Consider the following 15450-nt stretch of genomic DNA (forward strand, 5'->3'; position numbering starts at 1 on the left):
TGATCTTTAAGATCATTTTTTGATTATCCACAAGATCGTGCTCCCCTAATAGTAGATCTAATAAAAGATCTATATAAAGATCTTATATATATTAAAGCTCTTTGATCATTTCTTAAAACCAACAAATTGATTCTCAGTGAAGATTAAAAAAGGTAGAATATCGCTCCTTTTATTTCCTAAGATCATTTTGTTGTGATCGTTTTATTTTAACTCTTGAGGTCTGATCATGTTTTATCACGAAAACTTTGACGTCATCGTCGTAGGTGGTGGCCATGCTGGAACGGAAGCTGCTCTTGCGTCTGCTCGTACAGGCCAAAAGACATTGCTGCTTACTCACAATATCGACACTTTAGGTCAAATGTCATGCAACCCAGCAATTGGTGGTATTGGCAAAGGACACTTGGTTAAAGAAGTCGATGCATTAGGTGGGTTAATGGCGAAAGCTATTGATAAAGCTGGCATTCAATTTAGAACATTAAACGCATCAAAAGGTCCTGCCGTTCGTGCTACTCGCGCTCAAGCGGATCGCGTTTTATATAAAAATGCAGTACGTAGTACTTTAGAAAACCAACCCAATTTAAGCCTTTTTCAACAAGCGGTTGATGATGTGATCGTCGAAAACGATCAAGTCACCGGTGTTGTTACTCAAATGGGATTAAAATTTAAAGCCAAAGCGGTGGTATTAACCGTTGGAACTTTCCTTGGTGGTAAAATTCATATCGGGATGGAAAATTTCTCTGGGGGCCGTGCAGGCGATCCACCTTCCATCGCATTAGCGGATCGTCTACGTGCTCTGCCATTTCGTGTTGATCGTTTAAAAACGGGTACTCCACCACGTATTGATGCTCGAACCGTTAACCTTGAGAGTTTAGAAAAACAACATGGTGATAATCCAACACCAGTATTTTCTTTTATGGGTCAGCAAAGTGATCATCCAGAGCAGATCCCATGTTTTATTACTCATACCAATGAGCAAACTCATGATGTGATCCGAGCTAATCTGGATCGTAGTCCGATGTATTCAGGAGTGATTGAAGGGATTGGTCCACGTTACTGTCCGTCTATCGAAGACAAAGTAATGCGCTTTGCCGATAAAAATAGTCACCAAATTTTTATTGAACCAGAAGGCCTAACCACAACAGAATTATACCCAAATGGTATTTCAACCAGTCTGCCATTTGATGTGCAAGTGAAGATCGTTCAATCGATGAAAGGGTTTGAAAATGCCCAGATCGTTCGTCCAGGTTATGCGATTGAATATGATTTCTTTGATCCTCGCGATTTAAAACAAAGTTATGAAACTAAGTTTATTTCTGGTTTATTCTTTGCTGGTCAAATAAACGGTACCACAGGTTATGAAGAAGCGGCTGCTCAAGGGTTAATGGCTGGTCTTAACGCTTCATTATTTACTCAAGGTAAAGAATCTTGGAGCCCACGTCGTGACGAGGCTTATATGGGAGTTCTTATTGATGATCTATCCACTATGGGCACCAAAGAACCGTACCGCATGTTTACTTCTCGTGCAGAATATCGCTTGTTGCTTCGTGAAGATAATGCGGATTTACGTCTAACCGAGAAAGGTCGTGAATTAGGTTTAGTGGATGATGCTCGTTGGGCTCGCTTCAATCAAAAAGTCGAAAACATGGAGTTAGAGCGTCAACGTCTAAAAGATATTTGGGTGAACCCTAAATCCACCAATATCGATGCTTTAAATCAATTACTTAAAACACCAATTGCGCGAGAAGCCAATGGTGAAGATCTACTTCGTCGCCCTGAAATGACTTATGAAAAATTAACGTCTTTAGAAGTATTCTCTTCGACGATGGAAGATCCTCAAGCAACCGAACAAGTTGAGATCCAAGTAAAATACGAAGGATACATTCAACGCCAAAAAGAAGAGATCGAAAAATCACTGCGCCATGAAAATACCAAATTACCGGCAGATTTAGATTATGCCCAGGTAAAAGGTTTGTCGAATGAAGTAGTAGCAAAATTAAATAATGCTAAACCTGAAACCATTGGTATTGCTTCACGTATTTCAGGGATTACTCCAGCAGCCATTTCTATTTTGTTGGTGCATTTGAAAAAACAAGGTCAATTAAAGAAAGGGGATGCTGCATGAATCCCAATTTGCTTAATCAAGCATTGATAGAGAAGCTGGATAGTTTATTATCTCAAACCGATCTTAAAGTTTCGGAATTACAACGTGATCAATTAATTGGTTATGTACAAATGCTTGATAAATGGAATAAAGCCTATAATTTAACGTCCGTACGTAATCCAATAGATATGCTAGTTAAGCACATTATGGATAGTATTGTGGTGAGTCCATATTTATCTGGAGAGCGCTTTATTGATGTAGGGACTGGCCCTGGTTTACCAGGAATTCCTTTGGCGATTATGAATCCTGATTATCAATTTACATTATTGGATAGCCTAGGTAAGCGAATTCGTTTTATTAAGCAGGTTTTACATGAGCTGTCGATTCATAATGTTGAACCGGTACAAAGCCGAGTAGAAGAGTTTCAACCTGAAGTAGGCTTTGATGGCGTAATTAGCCGTGCGTTTGCTTCTATGATGGATATGGTAGAGTGGTGTCATCACCTTCCGAAAGCCGACGGTGGTGTTTTTCTTGCACTTAAAGGTCAATTGCCTGAAGATGAGATTGCACAATTACCGGAATCATTAATGGTCTCTCAGGTGCATGTATTGCAAGTTCCAGAATTAGAAGGTGATCGTCACCTCATCATTTTGGAAAAAAAGGGATAACGGGGTACTCGTGGGTAAAATCATTTCCATTGCCAATCAAAAAGGTGGAGTAGGGAAAACGACAACGTGCGTTAACCTTGCTGCGTCTATGGCTGCAACCAAAAGAAACGTCTTAGTTATTGATTTAGATCCACAAGGTAATGCCACAATGGCTAGTGGTATTGATAAGTATGATGTTGATTTTACCGCTTATGATTTGTTGGTTGAGCAAACGCCTTTTGATGAAGTTGTGTGTCGCAATACGCCTGCTGGTTATGATCTAATTGCTGCCAATGGCGATGTGACAGCCGCTGAAATTAAATTAATGGAAGTGTTTGCTCGAGAACTTCGTCTTAAAAATACTCTTGCTGATGTGTGGCAACAATATGATTATATTTTTATTGATTGCCCACCTTCGTTAAACTTATTGACTGTCAATGCTATGGCTGCTTCACATTCAGTGTTAGTACCAATGCAATGTGAATATTTTGCTCTAGAAGGCTTAACTGCATTGATGGATACCATTAGCAAGTTGGCTGCCGTGGTCAATCATGATTTAAAAATTGAAGGGATCTTACGTACTATGTTTGATCCTAGAAACCGTTTGTCTAACGATGTTTCTGAACAGCTAAAAAAACACTTTGGCGATAAAATGTATCGCACCGTTATCCCACGTAATGTTCGTCTAGCTGAAGCGCCTAGCCATGGCAAACCTGCTATGTATTATGATAAATATTCCGCTGGTTCTAAAGCCTACTTGGCGTTAGCTGGTGAAATTTTGCGTCGTGAAGAAGCGCAAGCGATAATGGCTTAACCCTATTGAATTAAGAAATAAAGGAAAACCCTCAGATGTCTAAACGTGGTTTAGGTAAAGGTCTTGATGCCCTGCTTTCTACTAGCTCACAAGCTCGAGAAAAACAACAAAAAGTGGCATATAGCCAAGCACTATCTTCTGAAGGCCAATTGGCAGATATTTCTATTTCACAATTATCTCCAGGTAAATACCAACCAAGAAAAGATATCCAACCAGAAGCGCTGCAAGAATTATCCTCATCTATTCGTTCGCAAGGCATCATTCAGCCATTAGTCGTTCGTAAACTTAATGAATCACAGTATGAAATTATTGCTGGTGAGCGTCGTTGGCGTGCCGCTAAATTAGCCGGTCTAACGCAAGTGCCTTGTGTGGTTAAGAATGTTCAGGATCGTGCAGCCATCGCGATGGCGTTAATTGAAAACATTCAACGTGAAAATCTGAATGCCATCGAAGAAGCACAAGCGTTAGAACGACTGCAAAAAGAGTTTGAATTGACCCATCAACAAGTGGCTGATGCTATTGGAAAATCTCGTACTGCAGTAACCAATTTGCTGCGTCTCAATACGCTTGATGAGTCCGTAAAGCATTGCGTTATATCAAAGGAATTAGAGATGGGGCACGCTAGAGCCCTTTTATCTCTGGAATTATGTGATCAAAGTAATGTTGCAAAAATTGTAGTTGCCAAGAAATTAACCGTTAGACAAACTGAAGCTCTAGTCAAAAAACATTTAGAGCCAGTGGAAGATAAGCCTGCTGAGGAAGATATTCCAGCGCTAGGTCTGGCGGAAAAGCTTTCTGAGCAGTTTGGTACTAAGGTCGTTATTCGACGTAATGCTAAAGGCAAAGGTAAAGTAACGATTGATTTTGACGATATTGAGCAGCTTGAAATGCTCCTTAACACAAAGTTAGTTATAAATTAACCCTGTTACTATAATATCGCCAAACAATTAACAGAATGTAAAAATAATCATTTTACGCCTTGCTCTTTTCTGTATTAGAAACAAAGTAAGGTGTAGTATGTCCTGCGCATACAGCTGAACCAAAAATAAATGTAATTGGGTGTAAATAGAATGTTTTTTTTAGTTTTAACTCAGTTTATTGTAGTTGGTGCGTTTAGCTTGATCAGTTTGTATGTTCAGGGAGATATGGCGAGTCAATCTGCCATTTTTGGGGGGCTGGTGTACTGCATCCCGTATATCGTAACAAGTTTGTATTTAAATAAACCTGGTGCGGATACGGCAGCAAAAGTAATGGCGAAAGCCTATATTGGTTTAGCTTATAAGTTTGTAATCACCGTTGCTCTCTTTGTGTATTTTTTCAAGTACATGGAAGTGCATTTAATTACTTTCTTTTCAGGCTATATCTTAGCTTTTGTTGTGCAATGCATTATGTCATTTGGTTTTATCAAACGTAATTAGACAGGATATCTAATGGCTGGTTCAGGTGAATTAACTCCTCAGGAGTACATCTCACACCATCTTACGAACTTACAAGCTGGTAGCGGTTTCTGGACGTTTAATATTGATTCATTAATATTTTCGGTCCTTTTAGGCTCGTTAATGATGTGGATCTTTTACCGTGTTGGCAAAAAAGCCACTAGCGGTGTACCAGGAAAGCTTCAGTGCTTCGTTGAAATGGTCGTTGAGTTTGTTGATGCCTCAGTAAAAGATATTTTCCATGGAAAGAACGCATTAGTGGCTCCATTAGCGTTAACCGTCTTCGGATGGGTATTTCTAATGAACCTAATGGATCTTATTCCGGTCGACTTTATTCCACATACAGCGACGCTTTTGGGAATTCCTTATCTACGTGTTGTACCTACCACTGACGTTAACATTACTATGTCAATGTCACTTGGTGTATTTATCTTGATTCTTTACTACAGCATTAAGATAAAAGGTATCGGTGGATTTGCCAAAGAGCTTGGCTTACAACCTTTCAATCATTGGGCATTTATTCCAATTAACCTGATTTTGGAAGGCGTAACGTTATTGGCTAAACCAGTCTCTTTAGGCTTGCGTTTATTCGGTAATATGTATGCGGGTGAGTTGATTTTCATTTTGATCGCAGGGCTTCTGCCTTGGTGGTCACAATGGGTTCTATCCGTGCCTTGGGCGATTTTCCACATATTGATCATCACCCTACAGGCATTTATCTTTATGATTTTGACGATAGTTTATCTATCTCAAGCATCAGAAGAACACTAATAAAAAATTTTTACATAACATTCAGATAAAACTTGGAGTTATAAATGGAAAACTTAAACATGGATCTGCTGTACATCGCTGCGGCTATCATGATGGGTCTAGCGGCAATCGGTGCAGCTATTGGTATCGGTATGCTAGGTGGTAAATTCCTAGAAGGTGCAGCTCGTCAACCAGATCTAATCCCTCTACTACGTACTCAGTTCTTCATCGTAATGGGCCTTGTGGATGCGATTCCTATGATCGCTGTTGGTCTAGGTCTGTATGTGATGTTTGCGGTCGCCGGATAACTTTTCATCCCGGTATTTGTTTTTAAATTGCAAACAAAGGAGAGTGTGCGGTGAACATTAACGCAACTCTGTTAGGTCAAGCGATAGCATTCGTGCTGTTTGTGTGGTTCTGCATGAAATATGTATGGCCGCCACTAATGGCAGCAATCGAAAACCGTCAGAAAAATATTGCTGACGGTTTAGCAGCCGCTGACCGCGCAGCTAAAGACTTGAGCCTAGCGCAAGCTAATGCTTCGGACAAATTGAAAGAAGCAAAAAAAGCTGCTGCTGAGATCATCGATCAAGCGAATAAGCGTAAAAGTCAGATTTTAGAAGAAAGCCAACTTGAAGCTCAAGCTGAGCGTCAAAAGATCTTAGATCAAGGCCGTGCTGAAATTGAAACTGAACGCAATCGTGCTCGCGATGAACTTCGTAAGCAAGTAGCTGTATTAGCTATCGCCGGTGCTGAGAAAATTCTGGAGCGTTCTATTGATCAGAACGTAAACCAAGATATTCTCGACGATATTACTGCAAAATTGTAACTAGAGGGGCAGCATATGTCTGATTTGACTACAATCGCACGCCCCTATGCTAAAGCAGCTTTTGAATTTTCGGTTGAGAAAGATGCAGTAGACCAGTGGTCTGAAATGCTTTCTTTCGCTGCTGAAGTCGCAAGAAATAAAGATGTTATTAGTTTATTGAACAAAGCGCTTGCCGCGGATCAATTAGCTGAAGTCTTTGTTTCAATTTGCGCAGAGTTTGATGAAAACGGTAAAAACTTTTTAAAAGTTCTTGCTGAGAATGGTCGCTTAAAGGCCCTTCCTGAGATTTGTGAAGAGTTCTCAATTCTTAAAAAAGAATTAGATAATCAAGTAGATGTGAGTGTTGTTTCAGCAAGCACATTAACTGAGACTCAATTAGCAGACATCAGCAAAAAACTCGAGCAGCGTCTTGATCGTAAAGTAAAGCTGAATTGCAGTGTAGATGAGACTCTACTTAGTGGAGTTATTATTCGAGCCGGAGACTTAATAATCGACAACTCAACTCGCGGTCGTTTGAACCGTTTGAGTGACGCATTAATGTCTTAATGGGGATTGGAGCATGCAACTTAATTCCACAGAAATTAGCGAGCTGATTAAACAGCGTATCGAGAAATTCGATGTTGTGAGTGAAGCACGCAATGAAGGTACTATCGTCTCTGTGAGCGATGGTATTATCCGCATCCACGGTTTAGCCGATGTGATGCAGGGTGAAATGATTGAACTACCGGGCGGTCTTTACGCGCTTGCACTTAACCTTGAGCGTGACTCGGTTGGTGCGGTTGTAATGGGCCCGTATGCTAACCTTCAGGAAGGCATGAAAGTAACGGGTACTGGTCGTATCCTTGAAGTACCTGTAGGTCCTGAATTGCTTGGTCGTGTGGTAAACACACTAGGTCAACCAATTGATGGTAAAGGCCCTATCGATGCAAAACTCACTTCTCCAGTAGAAATGATTGCACCAGGTGTTATCGATCGTAAATCAGTAGACCAACCAGTACAAACTGGTTATAAGTCTGTTGACTCAATGATTCCAATCGGCCGTGGTCAGCGTGAGCTTATCATCGGTGACCGTCAGACTGGTAAAACAGCGATGGCGATTGATGCAATCATTAACCAGAAAGATTCTGGAATCTTCTCTATCTATGTTGCGATTGGCCAAAAAGCCTCTACTATCGCCAACGTAGTACGTAAACTTGAAGAGCACGGTGCACTAGCAAACACTATCGTGGTTGTAGCATCGGCTTCTGAGTCTGCGGCATTGCAATACCTGGCTCCATATTCAGGTTGTGCAATGGGTGAATACTTCCGTGATCGCGGTGAAGATGCACTGATTGTTTATGATGATTTATCTAAACAAGCGGTTGCTTACCGTCAGATTTCTCTACTTCTAAAACGTCCACCAGGTCGTGAAGCATTCCCAGGTGATGTTTTCTATCTTCACTCTCGTCTACTAGAGCGTGCTGCTCGTGTAAATGAAGAATACGTAGAAAGATTCACTAACGGTGAAGTGAAAGGTAAGACAGGTTCTTTAACGGCTCTACCTATCATTGAAACACAAGCTGGTGACGTATCTGCATTCGTACCGACTAACGTAATCTCGATTACCGATGGTCAGATCTTCCTACAAACTGAGCTATTTAATGCTGGTGTTCGCCCTGCGGTTGACCCAGGTATTTCGGTATCTCGTGTAGGTGGTTCTGCGCAAACTAAGATCATTAAGAAACTGTCTGGTGGTATTCGTACTGCATTGGCACAGTATCGTGAACTAGCCGCGTTTGCTCAGTTCTCATCTGATCTTGATGCTGCAACTAAGAAGCAGTTGGACCATGGTCAAAAAGTAACTGAGTTAATGAAGCAGAAACAATACGCTCCATTCTCAGTATTTGACCAAGCATTGGTTATCTTTGCTGCTGAGCGCGGTTATTTAGACACAATCGAGCTAAACAAATTAGCTGATTTTGAAGCCGCTCTTCTATCGTACGCTCACGGTCAATTTGCTGATTTCGTTGCTGAAATCAACAAGACGGGTGCTTATAACGATGAAATCGAAGCCACACTTAAGAAGTTGGTTGATGGTTTCGTAGCAACCCAGACCTGGTAATTCGTAGGTGATGTTTATGATTAATTTAAATTTTAGTTATCAACATCACCAGTTAGCGAATGTCCATTAAAGGAGAGTAACGATGGCCGGCGCAAAAGAGATTCGTACTAAAATTGGTAGTGTTAAGAGCACACAAAAAATTACGAAGGCAATGAAAATGGTTGCGGCTTCCAAGATGCGTCGTACACAAGACGCGATGGAATCGTCTCGACCATATGCAGAAACAATGCGTAAAGTGATCGGTCATGTAGCCAATGCAAACCTTGAGTATAAGCACCCTTATCTTGAGGAGCGTGAAGCTAAAAAAGTAGGCTACATTATCGTGTCAACCGACCGTGGTTTATGTGGTGGTTTAAACATTAACTTGTTTAAAGCCGCATTAAACGACATGAAGGCATGGTCTGATAAAGGTGCAAGTATTGAACTTGCTGTGATTGGTAGTAAAGCTACCGCCTTTTTCAGACATACTGGCGCTAAAGTATCTGCTCAAATTTCAGGTTTAGGTGATGAGCCTAGTCTTGAATCTTTGATTGGTTCTGTCGGTGTAATGCTGAAAAAATACGACGAAGGTGAACTTGATCGCCTATACGTAGTATTTAACCGGTTCGTTAACACTATGGTTCAAGAACCTAAGATCGATCAATTGCTACCTTTGCCTAAATCGGATAGCGATGACATGAAACGCACTCATTCTTGGGATTATATTTATGAGCCTGAGCCTAAGCCGTTATTAGATACTTTGCTTCGACGTTATGTTGAATCTCAAGTGTATCAAGGCGTGGTGGAAAATCTCGCATGTGAGATGGCAGCCCGAATGATTGCAATGCAAGCGGCAACAGATAATGCGAGTAATCTGATTGAAGATTTAGAACTTGTGTATAACAAAGCGCGTCAAGCGGCGATTACACAAGAACTATCAGAAATCGTATCTGGTGCAGCAGCAGTTTAATTTTATTGTTAAATCAGGTTTCGTTATTTGAATGAAGCTTAGGTAAATTAATAGTTTAGAGGATTAACGATGGCTACAGGTAAGATCGTACAGATCATCGGTGCAGTAGTCGACGTAGAGTTCCCACAGGACAGTGTACCTCGTGTATACGATGCCCTGAACGTTGTTGACGCAAAAGAACGTCTTGTTCTTGAAGTTCAACAGCAACTTGGCGGTGGCGTAATTCGCGCAATCGTAATGGGTAGCTCTGATGGTTTACGTCGTGGTTTGGAAGTGGTTAATACAGGCGCTCCAATCTCAGTACCAGTAGGAACAAAAACACTTGGTCGCATCATGAACGTATTAGGTGATGCTATCGATGAGTGTGGTGACATTGGCGCAGAAGAAAATTATGCGATTCACCGTGCTGCACCAAGCTACGAAGAGCAGTCGAACGTAACTGAACTTCTAGAGACCGGTGTTAAAGTAATCGACTTAATTTGTCCATTCGCTAAGGGTGGTAAAATCGGTCTATTCGGTGGTGCAGGTGTAGGTAAGACCGTTAACATGATGGAACTTATCAACAACATCGCACTACAACACTCAGGTCTATCAGTGTTTGCTGGTGTTGGTGAGCGTACTCGTGAAGGTAACGATTTCTACTTTGAAATGCAGGAAGCCGGTGTTGTAAACATCGAAGAGCCTGAAAAATCAAAAGTAGCAATGGTTTACGGTCAAATGAACGAGCCACCGGGTAACCGTCTGCGCGTAGCATTGACTGGTCTAACGATGGCGGAGAAATTCCGTGATGAAGGCCGTGATGTACTACTATTCATCGATAACATTTACCGTTATACCCTTGCAGGTACAGAGGTTTCGGCTCTACTAGGTCGTATGCCATCTGCGGTAGGTTATCAGCCAACACTAGCGGAAGAAATGGGTGTGCTTCAAGAGCGTATCACTTCTACTAAGAATGGTTCTATCACTTCTGTACAAGCGGTATACGTACCTGCGGATGACTTAACTGACCCATCTCCAGCGACGACGTTTGCTCACTTAGATGCAACGGTTGTACTTAACCGTAACATCGCAGCTATGGGTCTATACCCTGCGATTGACCCGCTAGATTCTTCATCTCGTATGTTGGATCCACTTGTGGTTGGTCAAGAGCACTACGATGTAGCGCAAGGTGTACAGACTACTCTACAACGTTATAAAGAGTTAAAAGACATCATCGCGATCTTAGGTATGGATGAGCTATCTGAAGAAGATAAGCAACTTGTATCTCGTGCTCGTAAGATTGAACGTTTCCTAACTCAGCCTTATCACGTAGCGGAAGTATTTACTGGTGACCCTGGTGTGTACGTTTCTCTAAAAGAAACACTACGCGGCTTTAAAGGTCTGATCGCTGGTGACTACGATGATATTCCTGAGCAAGCATTCATGTACTGTGGTTCGATTGACGACGCAGTAGAGAATGCTAAGAAGCTTTAAGTTTAAAAGACAAAGACGTTTAAATTTAAACACTGAGTTTATTAAGCTATAAGCTAATTAGGAGGCAACATGGCTATGACTTTTCACCTAGATATTGTAAGTGCTGAGAAAAAATTATTTTCAGGTACGGTCGAATCTTTCATGGTGACAGGTAGTGAAGGTGAACTAGGTATTTACCCAGGACACACTCCACTTCTGACTGCTATTAAGCCTGGTATGGTGCGTTTAATTAAGCAACACGGCCACGAAGAAATTATTTATGTTTCTGGTGGTATGGTTGAAGTTCAACCGGGTACTGCAACAGTACTGGCTGATACGGCAATCCGTGGTGAAGACTTAGATGCAGCTAAGGCTGAAGAAGCCAAACGCAAAGCTGAAGAGAACATTAAAAATCAGCATGGCGATATCGACTTCGTTAAAGCGACCACTGATCTGGCGAAAGCAATTGCTCAGTTACGAGTAATTGAATTAACGCGCAAATCACGTCGTTAAGTTTTAGCGGTAATAGAGTAAGAATAAAAGGCGGCCTAAGGTCGCCTTTTTTGTTGTTTTTTTGTCAGTGCGTCTCAAATTTTGGTCAAAGTAGCTACTTTTAGGGTAGAATCTTTGCAGATTAATCTTATAGGTAATGCTTTATGAATTTTAGCGCTGTCATTCTTGCTGCGGGTAAAGGCACTCGCATGTATTCTGAAAAACCTAAAGTCCTACACCGCTTGGCTGGTCGTCCTATGGCAAAACATGTCATTGATACGTGTGCAAAAGTTGGTGCTCAAAATATTCATTTGGTTTATGGCCATGGTGGCGATCAAATGAAGGAGGCTTTAGGATCTGAGCCAGTTAATTGGGTACTACAAGAAAAGCAACTTGGAACGGGCCATGCGGTTAATCAAGCTGCACCTGATTTTTCTGATGATGAAAAAGTTCTTATTTTGTATGGTGATGTACCATTAATTTCTAGTGAAACCATTGAAAACTTACTCGATGCTCAACCAAATGGTGGTATTGCATTATTAACGGTTATCTTGAAAAAACCAGAAGGTTACGGCCGTATTATTCGTCGAAATGGTCCTGTAGTCGCGATAGTTGAACAAAAAGATGCCACAGAAGAACAAAAACTAATCAAAGAAATCAACACTGGCGTGATGGTTGCTACTGGTGGTGATTTAAAGCGTTGGCTATCAGCGCTTAAAAATGAAAATGCGCAAGGTGAATATTATCTAACCGATATTATTGCCGCAGCACATAAAGAAGGTCGTGCGGTTGAAGCGGTTCACCCTGTCAGCCCTATAGAGGTTGAAGGCGTTAATGATAGAGCTCAGCTAGCAAGACTGGAAAGAGCTTATCAGTCAATGCAGGCACAAAGACTATTAGAACAAGGTGTAATGCTACGTGATCCGAGTCGCTTTGATTTACGTGGAGAAGTGCACTTTGGAATGGATATTGAGATTGATGTTAATGTTATCTTAAAAGGTAAAGTTACCATTGGAAATAATGTCCAAATCGGTGCTGGATGTATATTAAAAGATTGTGAGATCAAAGATAATGCAATTCTTTATCCTTATAGCATTATTGAAGATTCTGTTGTTGGAGAAGAGTGTACCGTAGGGCCTTATGCTCGTTTGCGCCCTGGCTCTGAGCTGAAAAAAGCTGCTCATGTAGGTAACTTTGTTGAAATCAAAAATGCTACTCTAGGACAAGATTCTAAAGCCGGTCACTTAACTTATTTAGGCGATGCACAAATAGGTGAGCGTGTGAATGTCGGAGCAGGTGTGATCACTTGCAATTACGATGGTGCTAACAAGTTTAAGACAGTCATAGGTGATGATGTGTTTGTGGGCTCTGATTCTCAGTTAATCGCGCCTGTCACTATTGCTGATGGTGCAACTATTGGTGCTGGTACCACATTAACGAAAGATGTCTCTGATAATGAATTAGTGATCACTCGAGCAAAAGAACGTGTGATTGCTGGTTGGAAACGTCCGACGAAAAAGAAATAGCTTACTTTCGTCATTCACAAAGCTTCATCGCTAGAATTATCAATGAGATCTAAAAAGCCCACTCTGTTTTGAGTGGGCTTTGTTATATCTAGTCTCGAGAAACTATACTTCTTCTGCTAACTCAGCAGTCACTTCTACTTTTGATACTGAGAATAAGTAACCCGCTAATAAACCAAGAGTACATAGTACGGCCACAAAGCCTGTTGTTGGCAGTGCTTGGCTGGCAAACGTCGCGACTAAAGCACTGGCTAAACCGCTAATACAAATTTGTAAGCTATTTTGTAGGCCTGCTGCAGTAGCTGGGCTGTTTTTACAGCTTGAAAGCGCACGATTTACTACGATTGGATATAAGGCTCCGTTAGCGACTGCAATAAAGCAGAACGGGATCAATACAGGCCAAATAGTATTAATATTCATTTGCGAGGCGATAAACATGACGATAGATGAAACCGTGAATAGTGCTAATAAGGCTTTTAAGACCTTGCTGTCACCGAGTTTAGTGACATAGCGTTTGCCAAAGTAGCCACCCGCCATAAAAGCAATAGTTTGAGGAACAAAGCTTAAACCAATATCTTTCGCATCATAGCCCATAGATGTCATGATTTCAGGCATACCGGTTAGGTAGGCAAAGAAACATGCTGAAGCCATCGCAAACATCAATACATTACCTAGGTAAACACGAGAGGCAAATAAAGCTTTAATGTCTTGTTTGATAGAGGTCTGTTTTGGTTCTGCCGCTTGATCTTTCGGTTGGGCTAGTGTCATCCAAGTTAGAGCAGCACCGACGACAGTTAAGAAAATAAAGATACTCGACCAACCAAAATGACTCATCAAGAAAACGCCAAGTTGTGGTGCGATCGCAGGAGACAAAGCCACTAACGGCATAATAGAAGCAAATACTTGTTGGCTAACTGAGCTTGAATAGCGCTTAATGACCATCGCTTGCCAGATCACCGCTGGCGCACACACACCAATCGCTTGGATAAAGCGTAAGGTCAATAACTGCCAAACTTCTTGGCTAAAACCTAACCCTAGTGATGCTAAAGAAAACAGCACTAAGCCAGTGGCTAATGTATTACGATGACCAAATTTATCAGAAGCTAGTCCCCATAACAGCTGGCCAGAAGCCATACCGGCTAAAAAGATCGATAAAGACAAAGCTATCGATTCTGGACCGGTAGCAAAATGCGCTTCTAAGGTTTTGAATGCGGGTAAGTACATGTCGGTGGCAACAAATCCCAGCATAGATAGTGCAGCAAGGTAAAATAATTGTGTTTTTGCGATATTCATAAAGCGACCATTCAGGATAGAAATTGACGTAATGCCAAAGATTAACCCTATTATAAATTTTTCTATCTGAGAAATTAAACGTTATAATTTTAACTTATCGTTCAATTTTTTTGATGGATTGATAAGTTGATTTATAAGGAGGGAGTATGTACTCAAAGCAGTCACTACAAATGCTTGATACCGTAGCTCGTATGGGAAGTTTTACTGCAGCGGCAGAGCAATTACACAAAGTCCCTTCAGCAATTAGTTATGCGGTTCGTCAGGTTGAAAAAGAACTTGGTGTGAAACTATTTCATCGGTTAACTCGCAAAGTCGAGTTAACCGAAGCTGGTGAACATTTTATTAAAGAAGCTCGCCAATTATTGCGCCAAATGGAAGAAGTAAAAGCACAAACTAAACGGGTCGAAAGTGGTTACCATAAAACCGTTAAGTTAACCCTAGATAACATCGTAAAGCTTGAGCAATTAAAACCTTTAATTGAGGATTTTTATAACACTTTTGATTATGCCGAATTGCAGATCAATATGGAGGTGTTTAATGGCTCATGGGAAGCGATTTCTGAGGGGAGAGCGGATGTCGTGATTGGTGCAACCTCGGCGATTCCTGTGAGTGGTGATTATGGTGTTAAACCTATGGGTAGCATTGATTGGGCGTATGTAATGGCAGCTGATCACCCATTGGCGAGCCAAAGTGAATTAACCGATGATGATTTAGGCGCGATCCCAGCCATTTGTTTAGATGATACCTCGACCATATTACCCAAGCGCCATACTTGGCACTCCGCTCAACAGCGTCGTTTATTATTGCCTAACTGGTTTAGTGCGATTGAGTGTTTAAAAAATAAAGTCGGAATGGGGTATATGCCGCGTCACATGGCGACGTTTTTTATCGAGCAAGGGGATTTAATTGAAGTGAATCTCACTGGTGATAAACCTTTAAGTGCTTGTTGTTTGGTATGGCGCAAGAACCAAGATAATAAGCTGGTGGAATGGCTAATTGATTACCTAGGTGACAGTGAAAAAATGTATCAAGACTGGCTCAAATGAGTTGTGATTTATCGGAA

General features: G+C 41.3%; 16 protein-coding genes. 15 read left to right on the top strand and 1 reads right to left on the bottom strand.

The annotated features are described in order from the left end of the window. Nucleotides 1–226: 226 nt before the first annotated feature. The 14 genes from mnmG (at nucleotide 227) to glmU (ending at nucleotide 13097) form a co-directional block, all read left to right on the top strand. Nucleotides 227–2122, top strand: coding sequence for a tRNA uridine-5-carboxymethylaminomethyl(34) synthesis enzyme MnmG (gene mnmG, locus QQJ93_RS01420; RefSeq protein WP_089125105.1), 1896 nt, complete (start codon nucleotides 227–229; stop codon nucleotides 2120–2122). Then, nucleotides 2119–2769 carry a 16S rRNA (guanine(527)-N(7))-methyltransferase RsmG gene (rsmG, locus tag QQJ93_RS01425; RefSeq protein WP_089125106.1) on the top strand — a complete coding sequence of 217 codons (651 nt, stop codon included), beginning with the start codon at nucleotides 2119–2121 and terminating at the stop codon, nucleotides 2767–2769. The genes mnmG and rsmG overlap by 4 nt, the downstream gene beginning before the upstream one ends. 10 nt (nucleotides 2770–2779) lie before the next feature. Further along, nucleotides 2780–3562 (top strand): ParA family protein, encoded by a 783-nt coding sequence (locus QQJ93_RS01430; protein ID WP_027695067.1) that lies wholly within the window; start codon nucleotides 2780–2782, stop codon nucleotides 3560–3562. 35 nt (nucleotides 3563–3597) lie between these two features. Beyond that, entirely contained in the window at nucleotides 3598–4482 is an 885-nt protein-coding gene (locus QQJ93_RS01435) for a ParB/RepB/Spo0J family partition protein (RefSeq protein WP_089125107.1), read from the top strand. Between the two features lie 150 nt (nucleotides 4483–4632). After that, complete coding sequence (locus QQJ93_RS01440) at nucleotides 4633–4980, top strand: ATP synthase subunit I (protein ID WP_089125108.1); 348 nt, start codon at nucleotides 4633–4635, stop codon at nucleotides 4978–4980. A gap of 12 nt (nucleotides 4981–4992) precedes the next feature. After that, nucleotides 4993–5769, top strand: coding sequence for a F0F1 ATP synthase subunit A (atpB, locus tag QQJ93_RS01445; RefSeq protein WP_089125109.1), 777 nt, complete (start codon nucleotides 4993–4995; stop codon nucleotides 5767–5769). A gap of 44 nt (nucleotides 5770–5813) precedes the next feature. Continuing rightward, nucleotides 5814–6056 (top strand): F0F1 ATP synthase subunit C, encoded by a 243-nt coding sequence (gene atpE, locus QQJ93_RS01450; RefSeq protein ID WP_017024253.1) that lies wholly within the window; start codon nucleotides 5814–5816, stop codon nucleotides 6054–6056. 50 nt (nucleotides 6057–6106) lie between these two features. Next, on the top strand, nucleotides 6107–6577 hold the full coding sequence (atpF, locus tag QQJ93_RS01455) for a F0F1 ATP synthase subunit B (protein WP_089125110.1): 471 nt from the start codon (nucleotides 6107–6109) through the stop codon (nucleotides 6575–6577). Between the two features lie 15 nt (nucleotides 6578–6592). Then, nucleotides 6593–7123, top strand: a complete 531-nt coding sequence (atpH, locus tag QQJ93_RS01460; RefSeq protein ID WP_089125111.1) for a F0F1 ATP synthase subunit delta — start codon at nucleotides 6593–6595, stop codon at nucleotides 7121–7123. A gap of 13 nt (nucleotides 7124–7136) precedes the next feature. After that, the gene (gene atpA / locus QQJ93_RS01465) at nucleotides 7137–8678 is read left to right on the top strand and encodes a F0F1 ATP synthase subunit alpha (protein WP_089125112.1); all 1542 of its coding nucleotides are present in this window, start codon (nucleotides 7137–7139) and stop codon (nucleotides 8676–8678) included. Nucleotides 8679–8760: 82 nt separating this feature from the next. After that, nucleotides 8761–9627: a F0F1 ATP synthase subunit gamma gene (gene atpG / locus QQJ93_RS01470; RefSeq protein ID WP_089125113.1), complete on the top strand. Its 867-nt coding sequence runs from the start codon at nucleotides 8761–8763 to the stop codon at nucleotides 9625–9627. A 69-nt stretch (nucleotides 9628–9696) separates the two neighbouring features. Beyond that, nucleotides 9697–11100, top strand: a complete 1404-nt coding sequence (atpD, locus tag QQJ93_RS01475) for a F0F1 ATP synthase subunit beta (RefSeq protein WP_089125114.1) — start codon at nucleotides 9697–9699, stop codon at nucleotides 11098–11100. Nucleotides 11101–11169: 69 nt separating this feature from the next. Beyond that, nucleotides 11170–11592, top strand: coding sequence for a F0F1 ATP synthase subunit epsilon (locus tag QQJ93_RS01480; protein ID WP_089125115.1), 423 nt, complete (start codon nucleotides 11170–11172; stop codon nucleotides 11590–11592). A 143-nt stretch (nucleotides 11593–11735) separates the two neighbouring features. Further along, a complete protein-coding gene (gene glmU / locus QQJ93_RS01485; RefSeq protein WP_089125116.1) occupies nucleotides 11736–13097 on the top strand; it encodes a bifunctional UDP-N-acetylglucosamine diphosphorylase/glucosamine-1-phosphate N-acetyltransferase GlmU in 1362 nt (453 codons plus the stop codon). Between the two features lie 102 nt (nucleotides 13098–13199). Here the strand turns inward: glmU and punC are convergent, their stop codons facing one another. Beyond that, a complete protein-coding gene (gene punC / locus QQJ93_RS01490; protein WP_089125117.1) occupies nucleotides 13200–14387 on the bottom strand; it encodes a purine nucleoside transporter PunC in 1188 nt (395 codons plus the stop codon). A gap of 146 nt (nucleotides 14388–14533) precedes the next feature. On the opposite strand from punC, the gene punR reads away from it, so the two are divergent. Further along, complete coding sequence (gene punR / locus QQJ93_RS01495; RefSeq protein ID WP_089125118.1) at nucleotides 14534–15433, top strand: DNA-binding transcriptional activator PunR; 900 nt, start codon at nucleotides 14534–14536, stop codon at nucleotides 15431–15433. Nucleotides 15434–15450 lie beyond the last annotated feature (17 nt).

The sequence above is a fragment of the Vibrio algivorus genome, assembly GCF_030161215.1.
Classification (GTDB): domain Bacteria; phylum Pseudomonadota; class Gammaproteobacteria; order Enterobacterales; family Vibrionaceae; genus Vibrio; species Vibrio algivorus.

Excerpts from the sequence above, each read along its gene's own strand:
- atpH (WP_089125111.1), top strand. The coding sequence starts at position 6,593 with ATGTCTGATTTGACTACAATCGCACGCCCCTATGCTAAAGCAGCTTTT.
- rsmG (WP_089125106.1), top strand. The coding sequence starts at position 2,119 with ATGAATCCCAATTTGCTTAATCAAGCATTGATAGAGAAGCTGGATAGT.
- atpD (WP_089125114.1), top strand. The coding sequence starts at position 9,697 with ATGGCTACAGGTAAGATCGTACAGATCATCGGTGCAGTAGTCGACGTA.
- punC (WP_089125117.1), bottom strand. The coding sequence starts at position 14,387 with ATGAATATCGCAAAAACACAATTATTTTACCTTGCTGCACTATCTATG.
- atpE (WP_017024253.1), top strand. The coding sequence starts at position 5,814 with ATGGAAAACTTAAACATGGATCTGCTGTACATCGCTGCGGCTATCATG.
- mnmG (WP_089125105.1), top strand. The coding sequence starts at position 227 with ATGTTTTATCACGAAAACTTTGACGTCATCGTCGTAGGTGGTGGCCAT.
- QQJ93_RS01480 (WP_089125115.1), top strand. The coding sequence starts at position 11,170 with ATGGCTATGACTTTTCACCTAGATATTGTAAGTGCTGAGAAAAAATTA.
- glmU (WP_089125116.1), top strand. The coding sequence starts at position 11,736 with ATGAATTTTAGCGCTGTCATTCTTGCTGCGGGTAAAGGCACTCGCATG.
- QQJ93_RS01440 (WP_089125108.1), top strand. The coding sequence starts at position 4,633 with ATGTTTTTTTTAGTTTTAACTCAGTTTATTGTAGTTGGTGCGTTTAGC.
- punR (WP_089125118.1), top strand. The coding sequence starts at position 14,534 with ATGTACTCAAAGCAGTCACTACAAATGCTTGATACCGTAGCTCGTATG.
- atpB (WP_089125109.1), top strand. The coding sequence starts at position 4,993 with ATGGCTGGTTCAGGTGAATTAACTCCTCAGGAGTACATCTCACACCAT.
- atpA (WP_089125112.1), top strand. The coding sequence starts at position 7,137 with ATGCAACTTAATTCCACAGAAATTAGCGAGCTGATTAAACAGCGTATC.
- atpG (WP_089125113.1), top strand. The coding sequence starts at position 8,761 with ATGGCCGGCGCAAAAGAGATTCGTACTAAAATTGGTAGTGTTAAGAGC.
- QQJ93_RS01435 (WP_089125107.1), top strand. The coding sequence starts at position 3,598 with ATGTCTAAACGTGGTTTAGGTAAAGGTCTTGATGCCCTGCTTTCTACT.